The organism is Variovorax sp. J31P179, from assembly GCF_030316985.1.
Classification (GTDB): domain Bacteria; phylum Pseudomonadota; class Gammaproteobacteria; order Burkholderiales; family Burkholderiaceae_C; genus Variovorax; species Variovorax ginsengisoli_B.
In genome coordinates this window covers 152,936-177,627 of record NZ_JASZYL010000007.1, presented here as the reverse complement: position 1 = coordinate 177,627, position 24,692 = coordinate 152,936, and the positions used below count along the sequence as shown (strand labels likewise).

Below are 24,692 nucleotides of genomic sequence, written 5' to 3'. Positions count from 1 at the left end.
AAGTTCATCCTGGTTTCGATTTCGCTTCGCTGGTCGCAGGCTGAGTTCTGCTCTGTTCGAGCAACACCGAGGACAGCGCAAGCACATTCGCCTTAGGCGCCTCCTTGCGCCAGATCAGGCAGGTCTTCGCATGCCCGAATGTCGAGCGAAGCTTGTGAACGCTCAGCCGGTCGCGCTCCGCATAGACCTGGAGCACGCTGCGAGGCAACAGCGCGATCCCCATGCCGACCGCGACGCAGCCGAGGATGAGGTTGTACGAGGCGACTTCGACGATGCGCTCCGGCGTCACGTGCGCGCGCGCAAACCAGTCTTCGAGTCGTTTGCGATGTGGGCAGCCGGGATGGAAGGCAAGTATCGTTGTCGAAGACAGGTCCTTCGGTCCCGAGATCGTGGCGTGCTTCGACTCGGCCACGATGACCAGTTCGTCATAGATGACCATCGACGCCAGCCTGCGGTCCGTCACCGGCTCCGCGATGAGTGCCGCATCGAGACTGCCATCGACAACCTGGTCGATCAGCTGCTGCGGGTTCCCTGAGTAGAGCTCCAGCGCGACCTCCGGGTAGCGCTCGTGAAATCGACCAAGCGGCTCCGGCAGACGTACCGCCGCCGTGCTCTCCATGGCGCCAAGCCGCATCACTCCGATGGGTCGATCCATCCGAACAGCACTCGCGGCCTCGCTGGCCAGATCCAGCAAGCGGTCCACGTAGGTCGCGAGGATTCGGCCGGACGGCGAGAGATGCATCTTGCGACCCTCCCGCGTGAACAGCTCCACGCCCAACTTCTCTTCCAGCACCTGAATGCGCGCTGACACGCTCGACTGAGCACGATGCAGCACTTCCCCCGCGCGCGCTATGCCGCCGGCCTTGATCACTGCCCTGAACACTTGAAGATCAGATAGCTCCATACATCGCCCGTTCCGAACTTTTCGTTCTCAATAACTCGTTTTCTAGAAAGTGGGGTTTTGCCTAAAGTGAGTACAGCCTAAATCGGTCCGTTAAAGCGGCAAAGGAAAGCTCTCACATGAAAGTTGGAATAGTCGGCATCGGTGTCATGGGTGAACCCATGGCTAGAAATCTCCACAAGGCAGGGCATGGCGTCACGGTCTACAACCGAACACCCAGCCGATGCGATCCCCTGAGGCCATTTGGGCATCCAGGTTGCAGAGTCCGCTCGCGAAGCCATCGAGGTTTCCGAGGCCGTCATCCTCATGGTGCCCAGTCACCTGGAAGTCGACCAGGCGTTGGAGCGTACGCCGCAAGGCGCGATCCGGGCGCCGGCGCGGGGCAAGACCATCGTGTTGATGGCCACTGTTGCGCCGGCCTATTCAGTCGAGCTTGCCAAGAGCCTCGAAGCCGTCGGCGCGCGCTACGTCGAGGCTCCGGTTTCGGGTTCCAGGCAGCCAGCGGAGACGGCGCAACTGGTCATCCTGGCTTCGTCTTCAGAAGAGAGCCACATCGACGACGTCCAGTCGATCTTCGATGCCGTCGGCAAGAAGACGGTGCGCTGCGGACCGGTTCCGACCGCCATGCGGATGAAGCTCGCCAACCAACTCTTGCTGATCGCATGCTTCGAGGCGATCTCCGAGGCAACGCACTTCGCCGCAGGCATTGGCCTCGACGTGCCGCTGTTCCTGGAGATGGCCCAGGCGGGGCCGCTTGCCAACGACGTGTTGCGTTCCAAGGTCGCCAAGCTGGTGGCGGACGACTTCACGCAGCAGGCGCCCATTCGCCACGTGGCCAAGGACATCGGTCTGGTTTGCGAGGAGGCGGCTCAACGTGGCGTGTGGCTGCCGATCGCCACGGTCAATCGCTCGTTGTTCGCCGAGGCGATGGCGGCCGGGCTGGCGCAAGACGACGCCATCGGAATCATCAAGATCTTGCGCAAGGGAAGATGAGGTGGCCGCGGTAATAAATCATTCGCAGGCCGGCTCCGGCGGTCGACGGGCCATCATCCTTGGGGTGCTCTGCGGCCTCGCTGTCGCGCTGATCTGGTCGAGTTGGTCGGTCGCCACGCGCTTTGCCGTCACCACCACTTTGGGGCCGCACGACGTGACCTTTCTGCGCTTCGGTGTTTCGGCGCTCTTGCTGTGGCCGATCCTGGTTCGAAACGGCTTCGGGATCGAAAGAATCGGCGTCGTGCGATTGCTCGTGATGGTGCTCGGTGCGGGCGTTCCTTTCATGATGCTCGGGTCGGTGGGCATGCAGTTTGCGCCTGCGTCGCATGTCGCCACGCTCATGATTGGCACCATGCCGATCTGGGTCGCGGTGCTGTCCGGTCTCTTCTTCGGAGAGCGGTTCGCAAAGCCGCAGTTGGCAGGCATGGTGGTGGTCGTGGCGGGCGTGTTCTGCATCGGCGGCTATGCATTGTTCGCGAACCGGGCGGCGGGCGAGTGGCGGGGTGACTTGTTGTTTCTGCTGGCCGGCCTGTGCTTTGCCAGCTTCACGACCGCCCAGCGGCGTTCCGGCGTCAGCCCTTGGCATGCGACCGCTTTGGTGAACGTGTGTTCCGCCGTCTTGTTCGCGCCCGTCTATTTCATCTGGCTGAAGCCCAACCTCTTCTCGGCACCACCTGCGGCCGTGGCGTTCCAGGTGGTCGCGCAGGGGATCGCGGTGGCCATCCTGGGGATGTACTTCTACACGGAGGCCGTGCGCCGGCTGGGTGCGCCCAGGGCTGCGATCTTCGGCGCTCTCGCACCGGGCTTCGCCGTCTTGATCGGCATGCTCTTCTTGAAGGAGGTACCAGCGGCGGCAACCCTGGTTGGCATTGCACTGGTGATGGGTGGCGTCGCGCTTGTGGTGATGGGAGGACGACGGAGGCCCAGCGTTACTGATCGAAATCCGGCACGCACGAACAAGACCGGATGATTCGGACGAGGGTGGTCAAGGCCATCGCCGAAGCCGTTTATTCGGTTTGCTTCAGCGCTCGCCCCAAGGCATCGCGCAGCTTCCGGTATCGGTCTCGGTCCTTGTCCTTCAGCAACGCCAGGTCGGAGGCAATCCGCCCGAGTCGTTCCGACGCACCTTCGAGCTTCACTTTCTCGATGTCGTTCCACATCGTCAAGAAGTCCTTCAGTGGTCCGGTCTCGGGCGGCTCGGGGTGCGCATCCTGGATCAATACCCGAAGAGCATCCGAGATCCGGCCGATCTGGCGACCGTAGCTGTGCTTGGCAACGATGTCGACCTCGGTCTCGGGTGCCGTGGAATTGTTGCTGTTGATGTTCAGCGACCAGCCGGGCAGTATGGGCTGAACGAAGGCACCAGGTGGCTGCTGCATCCACTGGCGCCAGACATCGAAGGCATTCCAGCTCGCGTTCGGATTTGCGGACATCGACTTCCTCCTCGTTGGAAATTCGGGCCCGCGGGCGCGCCTGGGCCGGTTGTTGCAGCGCCGAGTAGCCTAGGCACAAGCGCCGGTGCTCGAATCCCCAATTCTGTGGGCGCGATGCCGATCAGCTGGCTGCTGCGGACCGGAACTTTGTCACGCGATCGCAGGTTCAATCGTCGGCGATCCACGTCCCCCTCCGAAAGGGAGGGGCGCCCTCCGCAGTCGGAAACCGAGACTCGGCTTCAGCGATTCCGACCCAGCTTTCAAGCTGCCTTCGCCAATCGCCCAAGCGAGCCTCACCTGATGCACGTCGCAGCGTGCATCGTGGGAAGTTCTCCCCCGACCCGAAGCCCGGGCTCGGACCACCAACAGGAAACTGAAATGAAGAAGATCATCATCGCCGCGGCCGTCATCGCCGCATCGTTCGCTGCATCCGCGCAGGTCTACCACCGAGGCTACACCACGAGCAACGGCACCTACGTGCAGCCGCACTACCAGTCGAGCCCGAACGGTACGGTCAACGACAACTACAGCACCCAGGGCAATGTGAACCCGTACACCGGCGCGTACGGCACGCGTTCGCGCCAATACTGAGCATGAAACGCCTGGCCGTGATCGTGCTGGTCGTGGCCTGCACTCCCCTGTGGGCGCAGGTTCGCGAGTCGAAATGCAACAAGAGCACTGTGCAAGCCCAGTGCTCGCCACTCGATGGTGGTGCCACCGTCCACAACCCCAACGTCGCCCAGACGCCCGACTGAGGCAGGAAAGAGCGGCGGCTTGCAGTCGTCCGCCTCCGCCTAGCCGGAGGACCGCTCCCGCTGCGCCCCCGCCGGCCGGGTTTGAAGATCACGCCGCAGCGCCTCCATCAACATCGAGTGAAATGCCCGTGATGAACCCGGCGTCGGGGCTTGCGAGGAAGGCGACCGCCGCCGCGATCTCTTCGGGCCGGCCATAGCGGCCGAGCGGAATGGCTGCCTTCTGCACGGCGGCGAAGTCGCCGTCCTGCGGGTTCATCTCTGTGTCGATCGAGCCTGGCTGCACGGTGTTGACGGTGATGCCGCGCGGGGCGAGGTCGCGCGCCCAGCCGCGGGTGTAGGCGGACACAGCTGCCTTCGTCGCCGAATAGTCGGCCACACCAGGCCAGGGCGTGCGATCGGCGGCGCCGGAGCCAATCGAGATGATGCGGCCATGGTCGCTGATCAGTGGGACTGCGGCGCGCACGGCAGCGGCCACGCCGCCGACGTTGATGGCGAACTGGCGTTCCAGGGCGGCGACGTCGCTGTCTGGCGCGCCGACCTGGCCGACCACGAACACGCCGGCGTTGTTGACGAGGATGTCGAGCTTGCCGAAACGGCGAGCGGTGTCGTTGACCAGCGCCTCGACCTGCAGCGGATCGGCTTGGTCGGCCTGAAAGGCTGCGGCGCGCACGCCCAGATCCTGCAGTTCCTTGACCAGCGCTTCAGCGCGGTCGGGAGAGGCCGAATAGCTGATGGCGACATCGGCGCCGTCGTGCGCCAGTCGGCGCGCGATGGCGGCCCCGATGCCGCGTGAACCGCCGGTGACGAGGGCTACTTTGTCAGAGAGGGGCTTGGACATTGTTTTCTCCAGGAGGATGAGTGATTCGTCGCGCTCGCTGTCGAGTCGACAGCGAGCTTCGGTCTCTGATGAGGCCGAGTTATTGCGCAGCCAGGGCTTCCGCGGCGATCACGTTCGTGGCGACGTCGATGTTGCCGTGGACGGCCTTCGAATAAGGGCACATCTGATGCGCTGCATGCGCGATGGCCTCGGCCACGTCATGTGCGACGCCGGGCATGCGCACATCGATCCGGGCCTGGAGAAAGTACGCACCGCCGGTCTGGCCGAGGTCGACTTCGATGTCGACGGCCATGTCGGCGGGCAGCGCCACCTTCTTCGCCTTGGCTGCGACGCCCAGCGCGCCGGTGTAGCAGGCCGACCAGGCCCCGGCGAACAACTGTTCTGCGGTGGGATGCAGCTCGACCGCCTCGAGCACGATTTCATTGCCGGTCTTTCCGGGCGTCGACATCCGGATGTCGACGTGCGCATCGTCGCGCGGGCCGCCTTCGCGGCGGCTGGCCGTCGTATGGGTCTTGCCCGTCATCAGAACTTGTTGGATCTTGGTGGTCATTTCGATATTTCCTTTTCGGCTGGTTGGCCCTGTGCTTGGAACGCTGACGCTTGCGTGCGTCCTGCGCCGGTGGCATCGCGATAGGGCTTGGATCGCTTGCCGGCAAGTGTCGGCTTCGAGCCTGAGGCGACCAAGACGGTGAACCGGACATGTTTATTTCCAGATCGCCAATAATCTGGCGGTGGACCAGATCGCAGCCATGCGCGTTTTCGCCCGGGTCGTCGAAGCCGGCACCTTCACGCGGGCGGCCGATCTGCTGCAGCTGCCGAAGCCCAGCGTGACCAAGCTCGTTCAGCAACTGGAGAGCCACTTGCGTGTGAAGCTGCTGCAGCGCACGACGCGGCGTGTCACGGTGACGCCCGAGGGCGCGGCCTACTACGAGCGCATCTTGCGGGTGCTGGACGAGATCGACGACATCGAGGCCGATGTCACGAATGCACAGACCCGTCCCAGAGGCCGGCTGCGTGTGGACATCGGCTCCTCGCTGGCCAACCGGATCCTGATCCCCAGGCTGCCGGCGTTTCACGCGCGCTACCCGGACATCCTGCTCGAACTCGGCGTGGGTGACCGGCCGGTCCACCTGATCGGCGAAGGGGTGGATTGCGTGCTTCGCGGCGGGGTGCTGAGCGACCCGTCGCTGGTGGCACGTCGCGTCGCTCAGATGTCCTACATGACCTGCGCGACGCCTGACTACCTGAAGCGCCACGGCGTGCCCGCGACGCCGGCCGACCTGCTCGACGGACACCGGGTGGTGAGCTATTTCTCGTCGCGCACGGGGCGCTACATTCCTCCGCACTACGAGCGCGGCGATGAGCGCATCGAGATCAACGGGCATGCCGTCATTGCGGTCAACGAGAGCACGGCCCACCTGACGGCGCTACTGACGGGGCTTGGCGTGGCGCAGACCTTTGCGTTCATGGCGAAGCCGCACGTCGAGAGTGGGGCACTGGTCGAGTTGCTGGCCGACTGGGAGCCGCCGCCGATGCCCGTGTCGATAGGCTACCCGTCCAGTCGGCACCCGAGCGCCAAGCTGCGCGCCTTTGTCGACTGGACTGTGGAAGTGTTCGCGCCGTACGGCGTCCGTTGACGTACGCCCACCTCCCGGCCGAGCAGCACGCCGAAAACTGTCGGTATAGTTTTGCGGCGCTGGCACCTCCTGCAACAACGCTTGGTCGAACATGGCACTCACCGGAAAACTCAGAAGCTGGAACGACGAGCGTGGCTTCGGCTTCATCGCGCCGCGAGACGGCGGCCGCGAACTGTTCGTCCACATCAGCGCGCTCCCAAGGGACGGATCCCGGCCCACTGTGGGCGAGACGGTCATTTACGAACTGGGTCGCGGCAAGGACGGGAGGCCGCAAGCGGTGAACGTCTATCGGGAAGCACTTGGCAAGCCGTCCACGTATCCGCGTTCGCCTTCGCGGTCTGCGGCTGACGGGAGACGCTCGCCGATCGGCGCCCTCGTCGGCTTCGTGATCGTGGTCGTCATCGGGGCCTACGGCTATTCGCAATACCAACGTCATTCGGCGCGGCTTGCGCCGGCTGCCGCGCTGCCGTCTGCGGAGGCCGTCATCGCCGAGCCGGTGGTGGGCGGCTATAGATGCGACGGTCGGACCCATTGCTCGCAGATGACATCCTGCAGCGAAGCCAAGTTCTTCCTGAAGAACTGTCCCGGTACTCAAATGGACGGAAACCACGACGGCGTGCCCTGCGAGCAGCAGTGGTGCACCGGTTTTTTGTCCAGATAGGCTGACGCCCCGACGCACTGCTATGGGCGGTGTCGCGCTCGTGGTGTCGAGGGGACAACGAAAGCCGAACTGAAAGACTGCTGCCCGTGGCGATGAACTCAGACGATCAACGGGATGCCTTACTTGAGTTTCCCAGTCCGCCCCACCACAGCCCGCGCCGCCCGCCGATAGGTCGCGATCATCGCCGCCAGCCCCACCAACGCCGCGAGGTTCACCGCCAGGGCCAGTGCGAACAGCAGGCCCCCTGCTTCCAGCAGGAGCAGCGCCACCACCACCGAGGCCGCCCATAGCGCGCCCCAGCGGAGGATGTACATGTCCATGTAGGTCTTGAGCCAGAGATCGTTGCGTTGCGCGATGGCTTCTGCCTCTTCGTCGGAGGCCTCGGGCGGAAACCGCTCGAGGAAGCTCTTCGGAGACCAGAAGCGGTTCCAGACGGAGGCGGGGCGAGGTTCTGGCTGGCTCATCGCCATGGAGGTTACCCGCTGCGGCCGAGCACGGCTGGGCCACCCATCTCAGCGCTTCACTGTTCGCGCAGGCAGCAGGTCCGCGTCATCCACTGCGGGCGGATGCTCAAGCTCGTCGGCGATCTCCTGCATCGGCCCCGAAGACGGCCGCTCTTCCAACTGCTGTCGTACCGACTGCCGCAACGCCCTGTGGTGTCGATCGCGATCCGACTCGCGCCGCCGCCACGCAATGATCATCCCGACCACGATGACGCAGCCGGAGAAAGCAAGAAATGTGGAGGCGCCGAAGAGGGTGCCGATCCATTCCGGGGGAGGCTTCCTCTGATGGGTGAGCCAGGCGATGCCGGCCGGACCGGCGAGGCTCAGCGCCAATGGGAGAACCAGACGCGACGGCCGCCTTGCACGAACCGCGCGCCGGACCATCATCCAGAGCCCCAACGCACCCACCGCCGCATAGAACACCGCCAAGGCAGGGTCGCTCTCGACCGCTGTGTTGCGCAGTCCGATCTCGTAAGCGGCCAACATTCCGCAGGCCAGCCACAGGGCAATCCAGAAAATGCGTTCGATCATGGACCTCCTTTCCTGCTACGCCGGCAGCACATCAAGGCCGCTGGCGCCCGGCAGGGCATGAAGGCTCATCGCGGTCCGAGTGCTGTAGTCGTGACTCAGCACGGTGCTGATTTCCATGAAATCGGCGCGGACCTCGGCGGGCGTCAGCGTGATGATGACATAGCCGCGCTTGCTCGTCTCGGCATAGCGCAGGTCCTTCACCATCTTCGGGAAGGCATCGGACAGCACCGTGCTGCTGATGACGGGCAGCACGCGCTCGAAGCCCGGCGACGAGATGGAGGCGGTCGCGAACTCCACGCCCACGCGCTGGCCGTTGGCGTCGGTCAGGTTGCTCGCCCACGCGTTGTGGGTGTCGCCGGCGAGCGAGACGAGGTTCTTGCCCATGGAGCGCGCGGCGGCCAGCACGCTCTCGCGCGCGGCCGGGTAGCCGTCCCATGCATCCAGGTTGTAGGGAACACGCCGCTGCGCCAGCAGTGCGCGTTGCTCGTCGCTGCGCAGCGGCTCGGGGGTCGACTGCGCCAGCAGGAAGGCGCCGAGGGTCTGCGCGTTGAAGGCGCTGGCGATGCTCAGCGGGATCTCCATGCGGGCCATCAGGACCTGCGAGCCCAGCACCTGCCAGGTCGCGCCGGAAGCGGCCATTCGCGTCGACAACCAGGCGGACTGGTCGGGGCCGAGCAGCTGGCGCGTCGGGGCGGAAGCACCGCCCGCGACATAGCTGTCGAGGCTCACCTGCTCGTCGCGGCCGATCAGACGCGTGTCGAGCATGTGCAGCGACGCCAGCGTGCCGAAGTCGAACGAGCGATAGATCTTCTGCAAGTCGGCCGGATCGGGCATGCGGACGGGAAGCCATTCGCGGAACGCCTGTGTCGCCGCGGCGCGCCGGGCGGCGAAGCTCCCCACGGTGGCCGGGTCGTGGTTCTTCGCCCCGCCGGACCAAGCGTTGTCCGCCACGTCGTGGTCGTCCCAGATGGCGATCACCGGTACCTTGGCATGCAGCGCGATCAGGTCCGGGTCCGCGCGGTTCTGGCGATGGCGCTGCCGATAGTCCTCGAGCGACAGGATCTCGTGAGACGGCGCCGATTCGCGGTCGATCGCGATCGCCAGCTGCGAGGCATAGCCGAGCGGGCCGTACTCGTAGATGTAGTCGCCCAGGTGCAACACGACATCGATGTCGGTGCGCTTGGCGAGATCGGCACAGACATTGAAATAGCCCGACGGAAAGTTCGAGCACGAGACGATGCCGAGACGAAGCCGGGACACGCTGCCCACCGGCAGCGTCTGCGTGCGCCCCACGGGCGAGAGCTCGGCGCCGAGCATGAAGCGATAGAAGTACACGCTCGCGGGCCGCAGGCCGGTCGCATCCACCTTGACGGTGTAGTCCTGCTCGGGCCCGGTGCCGACCGTGCCTCGCGCGACGATGGCACCGAAGTTGGAATCGCTGGCGACTTCCCAGCTCAGGTTGAGCGCTCCGGGACTGGCGACCGTGACGCGGGTCCACAGATCACGCGATCGGAAAGCGGGTCGCCGCTGCCGACGCCGTGGACGAAGGTCGGCGACGTCTCGGGTGGCGTACTTCCCGTGCCGCCAGCGCCTCCGACAAGGCCGCCGCCACCGCCACTACCTCCGCCGCCGCAGCCATACATGCTGACGCCGGTGCCGGCGAACATGGCGTAGAGGATCGCGTTTCGAATGAAGCCGCGGCGCGAGGCTTCGACGGGCGTCGGCGTGGAGGTCGGCTCCTTCTCCGGGGCACTCGGGCCGGTGGCATCTGGCATGGTTCGCTCCTTGGGCCCGGCGAGCCACTCGCGCCCTCCGCGCGTGGCTCCCGCCGGAGATGCAGCATTTCAAATCAGGCGTGAGTCGATGCCCGTAGGCCGCAGCGAAGCGATCGCGTGAGACGATCGCTTACAGGATTCACGTGGCGTTGCAGCCGCGGGCGCTCACCCGAAGACAGGCCTGAAGAAGCTGCGTTCGTAGCTGAGGATGCAGCGCGTGTCTTCCGCGTACTTGAAGGCAGTCTGGCACTCTGCGTCGGCCGCGGACAAGGTGCGATATTCCTCGTACGCCGCAAGGCTTGGAAACGTGAACATCGCGAGCGCGATGTTGTTCGCGCCTTCCGATGGCAAGAAGTAGCCATGGTGCTTGCCGCCGAACTTCTCGACCAGCGGAATCCACAGCTTGCCGTAGTGCTCGAATTCCTCGAGCTTGAACGGATCGATGAGGTAGCGCAGGTAGCAGGTGACCATGGGAGATATCAGCTTGGCTGTCTGGATGGGGCTGCGCCCGAAGGCACCGAGTAGGTGAGCTCCGCAAAGCCCGGCCCGACGAACTTCGCCGCCGTGAGTTGCAAGGACGGCGACACGATGCGACGCGGAAGCAGGGGCTTGCCCGAGCCCAGCGTCACGGATCCGACCTGGACGATGACTTCGTCGAGCAGTCCGGCGTCATGAAACTGCCCGACCAGGTCGCCGCCGCCGACGAGCCAGATGTTCTTGCCCCCGGCGGCCCGCTTCATGGCATCGTGCACCGGCCGCACATCGCCTCGGACGAAGTGGATGGGGGCCGAGGGAACACCGGGCAATTCGCGGCTGCTGAACACCCATGCGGGTTGCGAGTAGGGCCATGCGGCCCCCGCACCGACGACGTGGCGCAGCATCCATTCATAGGTCGACGATCCCATCGCGAGTGCACCGACGCCCCGGATGAAAACGGGGTAGCTGGTGTCGTTGATGTCGCCGAGCGGGAACAGCCATTCCAGCGAATGGTCGTCCGTGGCGATGAATCCGTCCAGGCTGCAGGCGGTGTAGTACTGGGTCTCCATGCCTCGACATGATAGGTCGTGATACGCACCCGAACGCGCCAGCCTTCGATCTCGCCGACGGCCGGTTCCCACGTGCAGCGGGGATGGTGGCGCACAGGGCGCCATGCCCCCGGTCCTTAGGGTTCGAGCAGAACACGGGCCGAGGGCCGGTTCGTCGAGCAAGACCCATCCACTTGAAAAGGACAATCACCATGAAGAAGCAACAACACGCCAATCGCATCCTTCTCGGCACTCTGCTGGCCGGCGCCTTGGCGGCAGGCGGAGTCGCGCATGCCCAAGCGATCGCGACGCCGAATCTGGGCGTGGGCGTCGCTGCCGGCGCCGGCGTCGACGCCAACGTCAAACCGGTTCCGAAGCAGACCGCCGGCGCGGATGCCCGCGTGCGCACGGACGCGGCCGCGGCGGCCGCTCGCGGCAAGACGGGCGCAGGCGTTGGTGTCGGCGCCGGAGCCGGTGTCGGTGCGGGTACCGGGATGCACGCACCCGCCACTGGCGGTTTGGACAGCACCGCAGGCGGCGCGATCGGCGGCGTGACGAACACCGTGGGCGGCACGCTGGGCGGCGTGGCGGGCTCCGCCGGCGGCTTGGCCGGCTCGGGCGCGAAGCTCGACGGCCAGGCTCAGGGCGCGGGCTCGGTCGGCGTGCAGAAGTAGCCCAAGGGCGCGGCTTCAGGCCGCGGGCACGGCCGCGCCCACCTGCTGGTACACCCCCAGCTCGAAACCCATCAGCGTCTCGACGACGGGCATGTCGAAGAAGGGCAGCAGCTGCGTCATCAGCACGCCGCCGATGCCCTTCGCGCGGTCGATCCAATAGTAGGAATTGAAGACACCGGCCCAGTCGCCGGTCCCGTTGCTGCGCATGCCCGGCAGGTCGGCCAACGTCAGATGGAAGCCCAGGCCCCAGCCCTGCGGGACCGGCAGTCCGGGCACGTCGTTCGACAGTTCCGGCACGGTCGACTTCATCAGCGCCGGCAGCTGGATCCGGCCGATGTGGTTCTGCAATGCCAGCTCGACCGTGGCCGGTTTCAGGATGCCGGCGCCGTCGTTGAGCCAGGCCTGCACGAAGCGGCCGTAGTCTTGCACCGTGCCATAGGAGCCGTGGCCGGCGGCTTCCCATTCAGAGCTGGCCGGCAGGTCGAGCGCCGAGGGCGCGAGCTTGCCGTCGGGCTGGCGCTGCATCACGCGCAGCAGGCGTTCGCGTTGTTCGAGGCTGGGTTCGAAGGTCGAGTCGTTCATGCCGAGCGGCCCCCAGACGAACTGGCGCAGGTAGCTGCCCAGGCTCTGGTCCGAGATCTTTTCGACGATCAGGCCCAGCCAGTCGGTGTTGACGCCGTACTCCCAGGCGGTGCCCGGGTCGTTGACCAGCGGGGCCGACAGGCTGCGCTTCAGGCCCGACAACGGGTTCGGCTCGCCTGTCACCGCGTGGTAGCGCAGCAGCTTCTCGTTGGTGAAGAAGTAACCCAGCCCTGCCGTGTGCGTCATGAGCTGGCGCACCGTGGCCTGGCTGGCGGGGGGCCGCAGGCGCGGCGTGTCGCCGTCGAAGCCGTCGAGCACCAGCAGCCGGGCGAACTCCGGCAAGATCGATTCGACGGTGGCATCGAGGCCGAGCCGCCCCTGCTCCACGAGCTGCAGCGCGGCCGTCGTGGCCGCCGCCTTGGTCATCGACGCATTGCGGAACATGCTGCGTTCATTCGCTTCGCCGGCGGCGTGATGGAACAGCTGGCCGTTGCGATCGACCACCACCGCCGCCACGCCGTGCAGGGCGCCCTTGGCGACTGCTGCGTCCAGAACGGCCGCGATGGCCGAACCATTGAATGCCATGATCGTCTCCTTGTCTCGAGGTGATGAAGCCGCGAGCCCCATTTTTTGCTGCGCGGGCGGAGCATTCTGCGCCAACCCGGCGGCAGTTTGGCGTACGCTTGCGCCGGCTCGCCCGCCGTCGGATTCAAGGGGCACGCGCGTGAACAGATTGCTCGAAATCGGCTTCGACCCTGCAGGGCATTGGCTCCTGGACGGCGTTGCGCTGGACTTTTCGCTGGCGCGGCATTCGACCCAGCGCAACATCCTCTATGCGTTCGTGTGCGACGGCCAGGTCATGTATGTCGGCAAGACGGTGCAGCCGCTGGCCCGGCGCATGGCCGGCTACCGAAGGCCGGCGCCGACGCAAAGCACCAACGCCCGCAACCACAAGAACATCCGGGCCCTGCTCGAGCGCGGCTCGGCGGTCGAGATCCTGGCCCTGCCCGACAACGGCCTGCTGCACTATGGCCAGTTCCACCTGAACCTGGCCGCCGCGCTGGAGGACGACCTCATCCGGGTGATCGATCCGCCCTGGAACGGCGGCCAGGTGGACGACGGCGTCCATCCCCCGGCGACGCCCGAGGAGCGCGCCCGCGGCGAGGAGGACGGGATCGAGCCCGCGGCCTCCGCCGTCGGCGGCTTCACGTTCACCCTCCAGCCCACCTACTTCGCGCAGGGCTTCTTCAATGTCGGCGTTGCGGCCCAGCGCCTGCTGGGCCAGGACGGCGAGACCCTCGAGATGTTCCTGGGCGACGATCCGCAGCCGATCCTCGGCACCATCAACCGCCGCGCCAACACCAACGGAACGCCACGGATCATGGGCGGGGTCGGCCTTCGCAACTGGTTCCAGGCGGCGGCCACGGTGTCGGCATCGATCTCGGTGGAGGTCCTGTCGCCGACGTCGATCCGCCTGCGCGCGCCGCCGCGGCAGCTGCAGCAAGCCGAGTCCGCCTTCGGCATCGAGCGGACCACGCAGGCCGCCATCTGGCCCCGCCGCAAGGAGTTCCACGTTCTGACCTACGCCGAGGGCGGGCTGGCGCCCCTGAGCACCTACGCGCGGGAATACGGCATCGACAGCACGACCCTGAGCGACTTCGCGGACGACGTCAACCGGCTGGGCGAACCCGGCTCGCTGCACCCGCGGGCACCGGTGAGCGCCGTTCCGCGCGCGCTGGTGCGCGCCGCCGAGGACCCGATCGCCCTGAGGGACCAGATCGTCGCCTTCCTGCATGCCAACGAGGCCACCATTCATGCGAGCAGGCTGCTGCTCGACTTCCGGGCGCCGGGTGTCGCGCCATTCGTGATCACGGCGATCGAACTGGCCCTGGCCAGCGCGGCGCCCTTGCTCGAAGAGGTCGTGGTCGTCGAATGACGAAGCGACATGATGCAGTACTAAAATACTCGCCCCTCAAATCTGCAAGGAGATGTAATGGATGCCTCCCTCCCTACGGGGAAAGAAGAGCAGGAGCACGCAGATGAGTAGCTTGACTGTTCTGGGAGCTCCCCTTGCCGGGCGGGCAAGGTGGACCCCCCGAATGGATACGGCATCGAAGTGCCCATGCGTGATAGACCGAGGTCTTCACAAACACCATCGGGGGTCCGAGATGAATCGTAGTGCAGCACAAGGTGCAGGACAAATCATCGGCTTGATCGACGGCCGGCAGGTCGTTGGCCTGGACGTCGCCAAGAGCGTGTTCCAGCTTCACACCGTGGACATGGACTCGGGCGAGATCGTCAGCGTCCAACTCAAGCGTGCCAAGGTGCTCGAGCACTTCATCAATCGCCAGCCCTGCCTGATCGGCATCGAGGCCTGCGGCGGGGCGCACCACTGGGCGCGCCAGTTGACGGGGCTGGGCCACAGCGTGCGGCTGATTCATGCCAAGGCCGTGCGCCCCTTCGTGGCCGGCAACAAAACCGACGCCACTGACGCCCGAGCCATCTGGCTGGCCGTGCAGCAGCCGGGCACGAAGTTCGTAGGCATGAAGACGTTGGAGCAGCAGGCCACGCTGGTCTTGCACCGCCAGCGCGAACTGCTCATGAGGATGAAGGTCATGCAGACCAACGCGCTGCGGGGCCTGCTCTACGAGTTTGGCGCGATCTTCGCGCGAGGCAGGGGTGCGCTGTTCTCTGAGATCGAGGCGACCTTGGAATCGCTGGTCAACGACATCCCCCAGTACGTGGTCGACAGCCTGCGCGAGCAGGCGCATCGGATCAAGAAGATTGCCGAGGACATCAAGGCCATCGAAGTGCGGCTAGCGCAGCGCCTGCGCGCCGATGCGGACATGAAGCGCGTAGCCGCTATCCCCGGGGTCGGGCTGATGACGGCCACGGCCGCGGTTGCCACGATGGGTGAAGCCACGGCCTTCAAGTCGGCCCGCGAGTTCTGCGCTTGGCTGGGCCTGGTGCCGAGCCAGCGCGGCACTGGCGGCAAGGTCAAGCTATTGGGCATCTCCAAGCGGGGTGACACTTACCTGCGCACCTTGCTCATCCACGGGGCGCGCTCGGTACTCACGCATACCAAGGAACCGGGGGTGTGGCTGGAGCAACTCCAGGCCAGACGCCCGGCCAATGTCGTGATCGTGGCGCAGGCAGCCAAGATGGCCAGGACGATCTGGGCTGTCACGGCCAGGCAGCAGGACTACCAACGGGGCTACGTGAGTAGCAGGCCGCAAGTGCGCGCCTGAACACCGTAGCTGAATATCAACCAGCCTGAACAGAAAGGGTATGTGAGCCTTTGAAGGCGATTGGGGCAGCAACACACGACGTGATGTGAAACAGGTCAGACCGAGACGAGCCAAACCTGAATGGCGAACAGGACTTCAACAGTCCGCCAAGGAGATGAGGCGCTCGTCAGCGGATTACATCGGGGCCAGTGGGCAAACGGGGCAACTCAGCACCCACACAACAGGCCGGATACAAGGCAGCAGCCGACTTCTTCACGACACGACGCGGGTAACTACCTATCGCCGGGAGGCATCCATACAAGAGTCGCCATGGGTACTCCCACCGAGATTGCGAAGCAGGGCTACGCCGCGTTCGGCCGCCGTGACATTCCGGCGCTGCTCGAGCTCCTTGCCGACGATGTGGAATGGCGATTCCTGGCCAGCCCGGACACCGGCACGCCCTACGGCGGAACCTGCAGGGGCAAGCAGCAGGTGGCCGAGTTCTTCGGCAAGCTGGCGCAGGCCGACGAGATCCTGGAGTTCGAGCCGCGCGAGTTCCTCGAAGGCCCCGGCCACGTGACGGTGCTGGGCCGCACCAAGGGCCGGGCGCGCCCGGACGGCAAGGTGCACGAGACCGAATGGGTCCAGGTCTTCAACTGGAAGGACGGCAGCAAGATCAGCCGCTGGGTCGGCACGGCGGACACGGCCGCCCGCCTCGCCAAGTAGGCCTCAGCGCCCGCCGCTCTCGCGGATCTGCCCAATCAGCACCTCGAGAAAGGCGGCCGCCGGCGGCGCGACCGGCCGCGTCGGATGCGAGACGCAGACCAGTTCGCGCGCCAGCGCCGGGCCAACCACCCGGTGCGCCCGCAGGCTGCCCTCCGCCAGCCGGCTGCGCACGGCGGTGCGCGGCAGCAGCGAGGCGAGTTCGGGCCGCTGCTGCACCAGCTGCATGATCGCGCCCAGCGAATCGACCTCCCATGCGCAGTGCAGCTGCAGGCCGGCGGCCTCGCAGGCGCTCTCGACGATCGCCCGCAGGCCGTGCTGGCGCGTCGGCAGCACCAGCGGCATCTTCACGGCCTGGCGAAAGCCGACCTGGGCCGGCAGCGGCCGGTGCGAGGTCGCGGTGACCAGCACCAGGCCCTCGCGCAGCACCGGCTGCGCCTTCAGCATCAGCCGCCGCGGCTTGTTGACGATCGCGGCGTCGAGCTGGCCCGCGGCCACGCCCTGCACCAGCGCCTCGGTGTAGGCCTCGGTCACCGAGACGCGCACCTGCGGGTGCCGGGACGAGAACGCGAGCAGCGCCGGTGCCAGGATGTCCTGCGCGATGCTGGCCGGCAGGCCGATGCGCGCGTGCCCGGCCAGTTCGCTGCTGGTCGCGAGCAGCTGGGCCCGCGCCCGTTCGAAATCCGCCAGCACGGGCAGGAACAGCGCGTACATGTGGGTCGCATGCTCGGTCGGCGTCATGCCCTTGCTGCCGCGCACGAACAGCTGGCGGCCGAGCTCCTCCTCGAGCTTCGCGATCTGCATGCTCAGCGCCGGCTGCACGATATGCAGCCGCTGGGCGGCCCGGGTCACCGAGCCCTCTTCGTAGAGGCAGACGAAGTACTGGATCTGTCGATGGTCCATGCGCTACGGTATCAGTTGGATTGATGGCAATGTCAGAAAACATTATTTGACCTGATTGCCCCGCATTCCTAGATTAGGGCCATGGCGCGCCTTCCGCGGGACGCGCCGACCCAACAGGAGACAACAGGATGAAGATCGCCACCCGCCTGCTCGGCGCCGTCGTGCTGGGCCTTTGCGCCTGGTCGGCGTCGGCCCAGACCTATCCCTCGCGCCCGGTGCGGGTGATCATTCCGTTCCCGCCCGGCGGCACCCTCGACACCCTGGGACGCGCCGTGGCCCAGAAGCTGCAGGACCAGCTCGGCCAGCCCTTCGTGATCGAGAACAGGGCGGGCGGCAACGGCGTGATCGGTGCCGACCAGGTCGCCAAGGCGGCGGCGGACGGCCACACGCTGCTGTTCAACGCCTCCACCTTCGTGACCGCCCCCATGACCATGAAGTCGGTGCCGTATGCGGTGACGCAGGACTTCGCGCCGGTGGCGCTGGTCGCCAAGGCGCCGCTGTCTGTGGCGATCAGCAAGAGCCTGCCGGTGACCGACATCGCCTCGCTGCAAGCCTATGCCAAGGCCAATCCCGGCAAGATGACCTTCGCCGTCGGCTCGATCGGATCGGCCGGGCACCTGGCCACCGAGCTGTTGAAGCGCTCGGCCGGCATCGACTACCTGGTGGTGCCCTACAAGGGCACGGCGCCGGCCTTCCAGGACCTGATCGGGGGCCAGATCGGCGGTTTCATCGACCCGATCCTCGGCTCGCTGCAATACCACCGCTCGGGCATGCTGCGGGTGATCGCCGTGACCTCGGACAAGCGCGCCGCCAGCCTGCCGGAGGTGCCGACCGTGGCCGAGAGCCTGCCGGGCTTCGAGTTCTACAGCTGGTACGGTTTCTGGGCGCCGGCCAAGACGCCGCCCGAGATCGTGAAGCGGCTCAACGCCGAAGTGAACAAGGCGCTGGCCTCGGAACTGCGCGAGCGCTTCACGCAGCAGGGGCTGGTCTTCACGCCGGGCTCGGTGGAGGACTTCGCCCGCTTCCAGGCGGCCGACATGGCCAAGTCGCAGAAGATCATCACCGAAGGGCAGATCCGTGTCGAGTGAGGAACGGCGGGCACTGGTGAGCGGCAGCAGCTCGGGCATCGGCCTGGCCATCAGCCGTGCGCTGCTGGCCGAGGGCTGGTCGGTGACCGGCCTCGACCGCGCGCCGGCGCAGATCGAGGATCGCCGCTTCCGTTCGGTCGAGCTGGACCTGTGCGACGCCGCCGCGACCGAAGCCGCTCTGCATGCGCAGGGCCCGGTGCAGGCCTTGGTGCACGCGGCCGGCGTGCTGCGCGTCGGCCGGCTCGGCCAGCTCGACGGCGCCGCGGGCGAGCAGATGTGGCGGCTGCACGTGGACGCCGCCTCCCGCCTGGCCGACCGGCTGGTGCCCCGGATGGTGGGCGCCGGCGGCGGGCGGGTGGTGCTGGTGGGCAGCCGGGTGGCGCGCGGCATCGCCGGCCGCAGCCAGTACGCGGCCACCAAGGCGGCCCTGGTTTCGCTGGCGCGCAGCTGGGCGGCGGAGGTCGCAGCCGCGGGCGTCACGGTCAACGTGGTCTCGCCGGCGGCCACCGAGACCGCCATGCTGCAGGACCCGCGGCGCCAGTCGTCGCAGCCCCGGCTGACGCCCATGGGGCGGCTGATCCGGCCCGAGGAGGTCGCGGCGCTGGTGGCCTTCCTGCTCTCGCCGCTCGCCGCGGCGATCACGGGGCAGGACATCCAGGTCTGCGGCGGCGCATCCCTGGAGGCCTAGATGCAGCCCGCCACCATCGGCATCGTCGGCCTCGGCCTGGTCGGCCAGGCCCTGGGCCTGCGCCTGCGCGCAGCCGGCTGGCGCACGCTGGGCCATGACCTGCGGCCGGAGGCGGTGCAGGCCTTCGAGGACGCGGGCGGGGAGGGCGCCGGCTCGCTGCCGGCGCTGGGCCGCTCGGTCGACACCGTGGTGCTCGCCGTGTTCGACACCCACGGCGCGCTCCAGGTGCTCGAAGGCGAGCCGGGGCTGCTGGGGCCCGGCAGCCGGGTCGGCCTGGTGATCGACTGTTCCACCGGCTCGCCGGACCAGCTGGTGGCGCTGGGGCGCCGGCTGCATGCGCGCGGCATCGACCTGGTCGAGGCGCCGCTCTCGGGCTCGAGCCAGCAGATCGGCGAGGGCGAAGCGACGGCCCTCGTCGGCGCCGATGACGCCAGCGTGGCGCGGGCGGCGCCCGTGCTGTCGGCGCTCGCCAGCCGCTGGATCCATGTCGGTGCGCCCGGCATGGGCGCCAAGGCCAAGCTGGCCACCAACCTCGTGCTGGGACTCAACCGCGCGGTCTTCGCCGAGGGCCTGGCCTTCGCGCAGAGCCTGGGCCTCGACCCCCGCCGGTTCCTCGAACTGGTGCTGGCCAGCCCGGCGAGTTCCGAGGCGGCCAGGATCAAGGGACCGCTGATGGTCGAAGGCGACTTCGCGCCGCGTTCGCGCATCCGCCAGCACCTGAAGGACGTGCGGTTGATGCTCGACAGCGCCGGTGCCGCGGCGCTGGAGCTGCCGTTCTCGCGTGTCCACGCGCAGCTGCTGGAGGAGGCCGTGGCGCAGGGCGAGGGTGAACTCGACAACGCGGCGATCCTGCTGCGGCTGCGCGGGCGCGCGCCACGACCCTAGCGCGCCAGCGCCGACGCCAGCACCGCGCGGTCGAGCTGGTAGGTGCGGTCGTCGCGATGCCGCGCGAAGCCCAGCCGCTCGTTGATCGACAGCATGGGCGCATTGGCGTGCGCGTTGTGGGTGATCATCGTTCGAGCGCCGGGGTGCCGCGTGTGGACGAGATCCAGCATCGCGGCCTTCACCGCCTTGGCCAGGCCACGCCCGCGCCAGGGCCGGGCCACGGCGGTGAGCTGCTGGTAGACGCGTTCCGGAAAGCGCGCGTCCCAGCTCGCATCGCACATCGCGGCCACTTCGTCGCCGTGGCACAGCAGCACCAGGAAGTGTTCGCCGCCCCGGCGGTCCATGTCTTCGTACCAGGTCACGTAGCCGGGCAGCTCGTAGCGCATGCGGGGCACCTCCAGCGCGTCGAGCGGCTGCTCGTTGATGAGCGCCGAGAAGGGCGCCATCAACTGGCCCAGCCGCGCCATCGGCACCCGCCCCGCGTGCACCTCCCAGCGCAGTCCGTCGGCGGCCAGCGGCACCGCCTCGCGCCAGCGCGCGAGCGACGGCCAATCGAGCGCATCGAGGCGCAGGCGGTTCTCGGCGCTGTGGTACTTGCCGACGGCGCCGAGTGCCGCCATGAACGCGTTGCCATCGGGCAGGTGCACCTTGAAGGTGGCGGTCGTCCGGCCCTGCGCCTGCATGAACGCGAGCAGCGTCCTGGCCAGCGCCCTGCCGATTCCTTGGCGGCGACAGGCACGCAGCACGCCGCCGGCCGCGTCCACGTGGGCCGCGAAGTCCTCGCAGCCGGGCGAGCCGTCGCGGCGAAACATCAGGATCAGGTTGCCGACGAATTCGCCCTGCCGGGTGGCGATGAAGCGGCGCGACTCGCCCAGCGGGCGATGCAGGCGCAACTCGCGCTCGAAGTCGGCGTCGGGCAGCACCGGCTCGCCGGGAAGGTCTTCGCCATGGCGGGCGCGGCGGAATGAATGCAGCTTCGCCCAGTCCTCGGGTGAAGCGGCCTCGGGATCGAAGTAGTGGACCGCGATCGAATCTCTTTCGTTGCCAAACATGGGTCTTGCCTTGATTTCTAAAGACGACAGGGCCGCTGCCGGCACGTGCCGGCAGCGGCAGCTGGGACTCGGGCGGTTCGAGGCGGCGAGGCAGTGGAGCGGCGCAGGGCCGCCAGCTTCAGCCAGCCAGGTGGGACGCGACGGACCGGGTGAGCGCAATGGATGGGGCGATGTGGCTTTCCATGGTGACCTCCGGTCGGTGGTTGAAAGAGGCGCCGATCTTAGTCCGCGCAGCGCGATGTCATCGTCGCTTCATCGCGACGTCACGGCGCTCGCCTAGCCTGCTGAACGCCCCACGATTCCAAGACACGGAGTGTTCCCCTATGTACCCATGGCCCACCTTTCGCGCACTGGCTGCGCTGTCGACCCTGGCCTGCGCCCTGACCGCCTGCGGCGGCGGCAGCAGCGGCGCCGCGGGCACCGGCACGTCGGCCGCCGCGGCCGGCACCGCCGCCAAGACCACGACCGACACCGCCTCGACGGCCGCCGACGCGGGCAGCCAGCCCAGCGTCAGCTACGCCCCCTGACCCCCCGCTCGATATTCCCCGACACTCGCCCTGACATGACCTCACGCCGCAACTTCCTCCAGAGTTCCGCCACCACCGGCATCGCCGCCGCCACGCTGGCCGCCTTTCCGCCCAGCATCCGCCGTGCGCTGGCCATCCCCGCCCATCACGACACCGGCACCATCAAGGACGTCAAGCACGTGGTCCTGCTGATGCAGGAGAACCGTTCCTTCGACAGCTATTTCGGCACCTTCAAGGGGGTGCGCGGCTATGGCGACCGCATGGCGGTCCCGGCGCCCAACGGCAAGAACGTGTTCCACCAAAGCTATACCAAGACCACGCCGCCGAGCACCTACGTGCCCTACCGGCTCGACGAGAGCAAGGGCAACGCGCAGCGCGCCGGCAGCACGCCCCACACCTGGGCCGATTCGCAGGCGGCGTGGGACCACGGCCGCATGTACAAGTGGCCGGATGCCAAGAACCTGCTGTCGATGGGCTACTACGACAGCGCCGAAGTCCCGTTCCAGCGGGCTCTTGCCGAAGCCTTCACGCTGTGCGACCACTACCACTGCGGCATGCACACCGGCACCATCGCGAACCGCCTGTTCTACTGGAGCGGCACCAACGGCCCGAACGGCATCAGCCCGGTCGACGGCAGCAAGGTCCAGGTGGCGGCGCTGAACAACCAGTTCAACGGCGGCAACGACATCGGCCCGTCGACCCAGGGCTGGACCTGGACCACCTATGCCGACCGGCTCGAGAAGGCCGGCGTCAAGTGGAAGGTCTACCAGAGCCTGATCGACAACTACGGCTGCAACGAGATGATGGGCTTCCGCCATTGGCGCGCCGCCATCGAGCAGATGCCGCCGGCGCGGCGCCCGGTCTACGTGGCGGCCACCGACATCACGCAGCCGGTCGATGCTGCCGGCCCGCTCTATGACGCGTCGGTCGACGATGCGCTCAGCCCGCTGGCCAAGGGCTTCGGCAACACCATGCCGCAAGGCTTCCTGGAGACCTTCCGCGAGGACATCAGGAACGGCACCCTGCCGGCGGTGTCGTGGATCATCTCGCCATCGGCCTACAGCGAGCACCCCGGGCCGTCGAGCCCGGCCAAGGGCGGCTGGTACGTGCAGGAAGTGCTGGATGCGCTGACCTCCAACCCGGAGGTCTGGAGCAAGACCGTGCTGCTGGTCAACTTCGACGAGAACGACGGCTTCTTCGATCACCTGCCCTCGCCGGCCGTGCCCTCGCGCAATGCCGACGGCACGCTGGCCGGCGCCTGCACGCTGGCCGATGCCGACGTGGCGGTCGAGTACCACGACTTCGCACCCGCCACCACGAGCCAGCCAGCGATCGACGGCCGGCCCTACGGCCCCGGCCCGCGGGTACCGATGTGGGTGGTCTCGCCCTGGAGCCGCGGCGGCTGGGTCAACTCGCAGGTCTGCGACCACACGTCGACGCTGATGTTCCTCGAGAAGTGCTTCGGCGTGGTCGAGCCGCAGATCAGCAAGTACCGCCGCGCCGTCTGCAGCGACCTCACCAGCGCCTTCAATTTCGAGCGCCCCAACAACGAGCCGCTGCCGACCCTGGCCGGGCACACGACCAAGGGCGACGCCGACGCGCTGACCGCCGCGCAGCAGGCGCTGCCGAAGATCACCCCGGCCGCCGATGCCGCGCTGCCGGTGCAGGCCACCGGCGTGCGGCCCTCGCGGGCGCTGCCCTACGACCTGCACGCCAGCGCGCGCACCGACGCGCTCAACGGCCGCGTGCAGCTGCTGTTCGCCAACAGCGGCCAGGCCGCGGCGGTGTTCCACGTCTACGACAAGCTGCACCTGTCGGACCGGCTGCCGCGCCGCTACATGGTCGAGCCCGGCAAGCAGCTGGCCGGCGACTGGGCGTCGATGACCGACGACGCCGGCCTGTACGACCTCTGGGTGCTGGGGCCGAACGGCTTCCACCGCCACTTCAAGGGCGACCTGAACCGGCTGCGCGCCGGCGGCGTGGCGCTGCCGGAGATCCGCGTGGGCTACGAGCGGCGCCAAGGCGACCTCTACCTGCAGCTGCGCAATGACGGCCGCCGCGATTGCCGCTTCACCGTGCAGTCCAACAAGCTCTATGCGCGCCCCGAGGCCTTCGAGGGCGGCGGCAAGGACCGCCACGACGACCACGGCCATGGCAACGACGACCGCGACGAGCGCGGCCGCTACAACGGCAACAAGGACGGCTCGTGGAGCGTCCGGGTCAAGGGCGGCGACGACACCCGCATGCGCTGGAGCCTGGACGCCAGCGGCCAGTGGTACGACTTCGTCGTGACCTGCGATGCCGACCCCGCCTTCTACCGCCGCCTGGCCGGCCGGCTGGAGACCGGCCGGCATTCGGTCAGCGATCCGGCGATGGGGCTGACGGACCGCTTCTGAGCGAGCGAGGGCGGGCGAGGGGCTTGCCCCTTCGCCCGCAGCGTCCAGGCGCCCGACGTATGCTCCCGCCTCGTATCTCTTTGACAGCCTGGAGCATCCCCATGATCGTCGAGCGCATCTGGACCGGCAACGCCTACCGCAACTACAACTACCTCATCGTCTGCCCGGAGAGCGGCGAGGCCCTGGCCATCGATCCGCTGGACCACAAGAAATGCCTGGCGGCCGCCAAGGACAAGGGCTGGCAGATCACGCAGATCCTCAACACGCACGAGCACCACGACCACACCGGCGGCAATGCGGCCGTGGTCGCGGCGACCGGGGCCAAGCTGATCGCGCACCACCAGTCGGGCTCGCGCATCGCCGGCGTGGACCGCGGCGTCAAGGCCGGCGACGTGATCAAGGTCGGCCGGACCGTCGAGCTCGAATGCCTCGACACGCCCGGCCACACCATGTGCCACATCTGCCTGCGCTCCCACACCGACAGCCCGGCCCTGTTCTCGGGCGACACGCTGTTCAACGCCGGTGCGGGCAACTGCCACAACGGCGGCAACGTCGAGGACTTGTACGCCAGCTTCGTCGACCAACTCGCCAGGCTTCCCGCCGACACGCGCGTCTACCCCGGCCACGACTACATCGAGAACAACCTGCGTTTCACGCTCACGCGCGAGCCCGACAACGCGGCCGCCCAGGCGCTGCTGCCGCAGGTGGCCGCGCAGGACCCGGCGACGGCCCGGGTCACGACGCTGCAGGAAGAAAAGCAGATCAACACCTTCCTGCGCCTGAGCAGCCCGAGCGTCATCGCTGCGCTGCGTGAGGCCTTCCCCGATCTGCCCGACCAGCCGGACCCGAAGACGGTGTTCACCAAGCTGCGCGAATTGCGCAACAGCTGGTGACC

General features: G+C 67.4%; 29 protein-coding genes and 1 pseudogene. 17 read left to right on the top strand and 13 right to left on the bottom strand.

The window, feature by feature from the left end; all coding sequences use genetic code 11:
• Nucleotides 1-4 precede the first annotated feature (4 nt).
• Complete coding sequence (locus QTI17_RS19725) at nt 5-904, bottom strand: LysR family transcriptional regulator (RefSeq protein WP_286535091.1); 900 nt, start codon at nt 902-904, stop codon at nt 5-7.
• 116 nt (nt 905-1,020) lie between these two features.
• On the opposite strand from QTI17_RS19725, the pseudogene QTI17_RS35065 reads away from it, so the two are divergent.
• From QTI17_RS35065 to QTI17_RS19715, 3 genes and pseudogenes are all read left to right on the top strand, one after another.
• Nucleotides 1,021-1,125: pseudogene (locus QTI17_RS35065) on the top strand (NAD(P)-binding domain-containing protein); the annotation flags it as partial.
• Nucleotides 1,126-1,144: 19 nt separating this feature from the next.
• Nucleotides 1,145-1,894, top strand: coding sequence for an NAD(P)-dependent oxidoreductase (locus QTI17_RS19720; RefSeq protein WP_286535090.1), 750 nt, complete (start codon nt 1,145-1,147; stop codon nt 1,892-1,894).
• Nucleotide 1,895: 1 nt separating this feature from the next.
• On the top strand, nt 1,896-2,864 hold the full coding sequence (locus QTI17_RS19715) for a DMT family transporter (protein ID WP_286535089.1): 969 nt from the start codon (nt 1,896-1,898) through the stop codon (nt 2,862-2,864).
• 37 nt (nt 2,865-2,901) lie between these two features.
• Here QTI17_RS19715 and QTI17_RS19710 read toward each other — a convergent pair whose 3' ends face one another.
• Nucleotides 2,902-3,327, bottom strand: coding sequence for a hypothetical protein (locus tag QTI17_RS19710; protein ID WP_286535088.1), 426 nt, complete (start codon nt 3,325-3,327; stop codon nt 2,902-2,904).
• Nucleotides 3,328-3,705: 378 nt separating this feature from the next.
• Between QTI17_RS19710 and QTI17_RS19705 the strand changes: the two genes are divergently transcribed.
• Nucleotides 3,706-3,918 (top strand): hypothetical protein, encoded by a 213-nt coding sequence (locus QTI17_RS19705; protein ID WP_286535087.1) that lies wholly within the window; start codon nt 3,706-3,708, stop codon nt 3,916-3,918.
• Between the two features lie 2 nt (nt 3,919-3,920).
• Nucleotides 3,921-4,082, top strand: a complete 162-nt coding sequence (locus tag QTI17_RS19700; RefSeq protein ID WP_286535086.1) for a hypothetical protein — start codon at nt 3,921-3,923, stop codon at nt 4,080-4,082.
• Between the two features lie 88 nt (nt 4,083-4,170).
• Here QTI17_RS19700 and QTI17_RS19695 read toward each other — a convergent pair whose 3' ends face one another.
• Both QTI17_RS19695 and QTI17_RS19690 read right to left on the bottom strand, forming a co-directional pair.
• Nucleotides 4,171-4,920 carry an SDR family NAD(P)-dependent oxidoreductase gene (locus tag QTI17_RS19695; RefSeq protein ID WP_286535085.1) on the bottom strand — a complete coding sequence of 250 codons (750 nt, stop codon included), beginning with the start codon at nt 4,918-4,920 and terminating at the stop codon, nt 4,171-4,173.
• 79 nt (nt 4,921-4,999) lie between these two features.
• Entirely contained in the window at nt 5,000-5,470 is a 471-nt protein-coding gene (locus QTI17_RS19690) for an Ohr family peroxiredoxin (protein ID WP_286535084.1), read from the bottom strand.
• Nucleotides 5,471-5,651: 181 nt separating this feature from the next.
• Between QTI17_RS19690 and QTI17_RS19685 the strand changes: the two genes are divergently transcribed.
• Both QTI17_RS19685 and QTI17_RS19680 read left to right on the top strand, forming a co-directional pair.
• Nucleotides 5,652-6,557 carry a LysR family transcriptional regulator gene (locus QTI17_RS19685; protein WP_286535082.1) on the top strand — a complete coding sequence of 302 codons (906 nt, stop codon included), beginning with the start codon at nt 5,652-5,654 and terminating at the stop codon, nt 6,555-6,557.
• 91 nt (nt 6,558-6,648) lie between these two features.
• A complete protein-coding gene (locus QTI17_RS19680) occupies nt 6,649-7,218 on the top strand; it encodes a cold shock domain-containing protein (RefSeq protein ID WP_286535081.1) in 570 nt (189 codons plus the stop codon).
• Between the two features lie 119 nt (nt 7,219-7,337).
• Here the strand turns inward: QTI17_RS19680 and QTI17_RS19675 are convergent, their stop codons facing one another.
• The 6 genes from QTI17_RS19675 to QTI17_RS19650 form a co-directional block, all read right to left on the bottom strand.
• Entirely contained in the window at nt 7,338-7,688 is a 351-nt protein-coding gene (locus QTI17_RS19675; RefSeq protein ID WP_286535080.1) for a hypothetical protein, read from the bottom strand.
• A 42-nt stretch (nt 7,689-7,730) separates the two neighbouring features.
• Entirely contained in the window at nt 7,731-8,252 is a 522-nt protein-coding gene (locus tag QTI17_RS19670; RefSeq protein WP_286535079.1) for a hypothetical protein, read from the bottom strand.
• A gap of 15 nt (nt 8,253-8,267) precedes the next feature.
• Nucleotides 8,268-9,710: an alkaline phosphatase D family protein gene (locus tag QTI17_RS19665; RefSeq protein ID WP_286535348.1), complete on the bottom strand. Its 1,443-nt coding sequence runs from the start codon at nt 9,708-9,710 to the stop codon at nt 8,268-8,270.
• A complete protein-coding gene (locus QTI17_RS19660) occupies nt 9,707-10,027 on the bottom strand; it encodes a hypothetical protein (RefSeq protein ID WP_286535078.1) in 321 nt (106 codons plus the stop codon). Before QTI17_RS19660 ends, QTI17_RS19665 begins: the two co-directional genes overlap by 4 nt.
• A 165-nt stretch (nt 10,028-10,192) precedes the next feature.
• Entirely contained in the window at nt 10,193-10,498 is a 306-nt protein-coding gene (locus QTI17_RS19655) for an NIPSNAP family protein (RefSeq protein ID WP_286535077.1), read from the bottom strand.
• 8 nt (nt 10,499-10,506) lie between these two features.
• Nucleotides 10,507-11,073: a dihydrofolate reductase family protein gene (locus QTI17_RS19650; RefSeq protein ID WP_286535076.1), complete on the bottom strand. Its 567-nt coding sequence runs from the start codon at nt 11,071-11,073 to the stop codon at nt 10,507-10,509.
• Between the two features lie 191 nt (nt 11,074-11,264).
• Here QTI17_RS19650 and QTI17_RS19645 point away from each other — a divergent pair, with 191 nt between their 5' ends.
• Nucleotides 11,265-11,726, top strand: a complete 462-nt coding sequence (locus QTI17_RS19645) for an adhesin (protein WP_286535075.1) — start codon at nt 11,265-11,267, stop codon at nt 11,724-11,726.
• A gap of 15 nt (nt 11,727-11,741) precedes the next feature.
• On the opposite strand, the gene QTI17_RS19640 is transcribed toward QTI17_RS19645, so the two are convergent.
• Entirely contained in the window at nt 11,742-12,893 is a 1,152-nt protein-coding gene (locus tag QTI17_RS19640; RefSeq protein ID WP_286535074.1) for a serine hydrolase domain-containing protein, read from the bottom strand.
• A 139-nt stretch (nt 12,894-13,032) separates the two neighbouring features.
• On the opposite strand from QTI17_RS19640, the gene QTI17_RS19635 reads away from it, so the two are divergent.
• The 3 genes from QTI17_RS19635 (at nt 13,033) to QTI17_RS19625 (ending at nt 16,261) form a co-directional block, all read left to right on the top strand.
• Nucleotides 13,033-14,244 carry a GIY-YIG nuclease family protein gene (locus QTI17_RS19635; protein ID WP_286535073.1) on the top strand — a complete coding sequence of 404 codons (1,212 nt, stop codon included), beginning with the start codon at nt 13,033-13,035 and terminating at the stop codon, nt 14,242-14,244.
• A gap of 232 nt (nt 14,245-14,476) precedes the next feature.
• Nucleotides 14,477-15,556, top strand: a complete 1,080-nt coding sequence (locus QTI17_RS19630; protein ID WP_286535347.1) for an IS110 family RNA-guided transposase — start codon at nt 14,477-14,479, stop codon at nt 15,554-15,556.
• Nucleotides 15,557-15,865: 309 nt separating this feature from the next.
• Nucleotides 15,866-16,261 (top strand): nuclear transport factor 2 family protein, encoded by a 396-nt coding sequence (locus tag QTI17_RS19625; RefSeq protein ID WP_286535072.1) that lies wholly within the window; start codon nt 15,866-15,868, stop codon nt 16,259-16,261.
• 3 nt (nt 16,262-16,264) lie between these two features.
• Here QTI17_RS19625 and QTI17_RS19620 read toward each other — a convergent pair whose 3' ends face one another.
• Nucleotides 16,265-17,161, bottom strand: coding sequence for a LysR family transcriptional regulator (locus tag QTI17_RS19620; protein WP_286535071.1), 897 nt, complete (start codon nt 17,159-17,161; stop codon nt 16,265-16,267).
• A 128-nt stretch (nt 17,162-17,289) separates the two neighbouring features.
• Here QTI17_RS19620 and QTI17_RS19615 point away from each other — a divergent pair, with 128 nt between their 5' ends.
• The 3 genes from QTI17_RS19615 to QTI17_RS19605 are packed head-to-tail and all read left to right on the top strand — an operon-like array spanning nt 17,290 to nt 19,822.
• On the top strand, nt 17,290-18,249 hold the full coding sequence (locus tag QTI17_RS19615) for a Bug family tripartite tricarboxylate transporter substrate binding protein (RefSeq protein WP_286521790.1): 960 nt from the start codon (nt 17,290-17,292) through the stop codon (nt 18,247-18,249).
• The gene (locus QTI17_RS19610) at nt 18,239-18,937 is read left to right on the top strand and encodes an SDR family NAD(P)-dependent oxidoreductase (protein WP_286535070.1); all 699 of its coding nucleotides are present in this window, start codon (nt 18,239-18,241) and stop codon (nt 18,935-18,937) included. The genes QTI17_RS19615 and QTI17_RS19610 overlap by 11 nt, the downstream gene beginning before the upstream one ends.
• Complete coding sequence (locus QTI17_RS19605; RefSeq protein ID WP_286535069.1) at nt 18,938-19,822, top strand: NAD(P)-dependent oxidoreductase; 885 nt, start codon at nt 18,938-18,940, stop codon at nt 19,820-19,822.
• Here the strand turns inward: QTI17_RS19605 and QTI17_RS19600 are convergent.
• The gene (locus QTI17_RS19600) at nt 19,819-20,874 is read right to left on the bottom strand and encodes a GNAT family N-acetyltransferase (protein ID WP_286535068.1); all 1,056 of its coding nucleotides are present in this window, start codon (nt 20,872-20,874) and stop codon (nt 19,819-19,821) included. The genes QTI17_RS19605 and QTI17_RS19600 overlap by 4 nt on opposite strands.
• 323 nt (nt 20,875-21,197) lie before the next feature.
• Between QTI17_RS19600 and QTI17_RS19595 the strand changes: the two genes are divergently transcribed.
• The 3 genes from QTI17_RS19595 to QTI17_RS19585 all read left to right on the top strand — a co-directional run bounded on the left by QTI17_RS19595 (nt 21,198) and on the right by QTI17_RS19585 (nt 24,690).
• Nucleotides 21,198-21,401 (top strand): hypothetical protein, encoded by a 204-nt coding sequence (locus QTI17_RS19595; protein ID WP_286535067.1) that lies wholly within the window; start codon nt 21,198-21,200, stop codon nt 21,399-21,401.
• 35 nt (nt 21,402-21,436) lie between these two features.
• Nucleotides 21,437-23,797 (top strand): phosphocholine-specific phospholipase C, encoded by a 2,361-nt coding sequence (locus QTI17_RS19590; protein WP_286535066.1) that lies wholly within the window; start codon nt 21,437-21,439, stop codon nt 23,795-23,797.
• 101 nt (nt 23,798-23,898) lie between these two features.
• The gene (locus QTI17_RS19585) at nt 23,899-24,690 is read left to right on the top strand and encodes a hydroxyacylglutathione hydrolase (RefSeq protein WP_286535065.1); all 792 of its coding nucleotides are present in this window, start codon (nt 23,899-23,901) and stop codon (nt 24,688-24,690) included.
• Nucleotides 24,691-24,692: the final 2 nt, after the last annotated feature.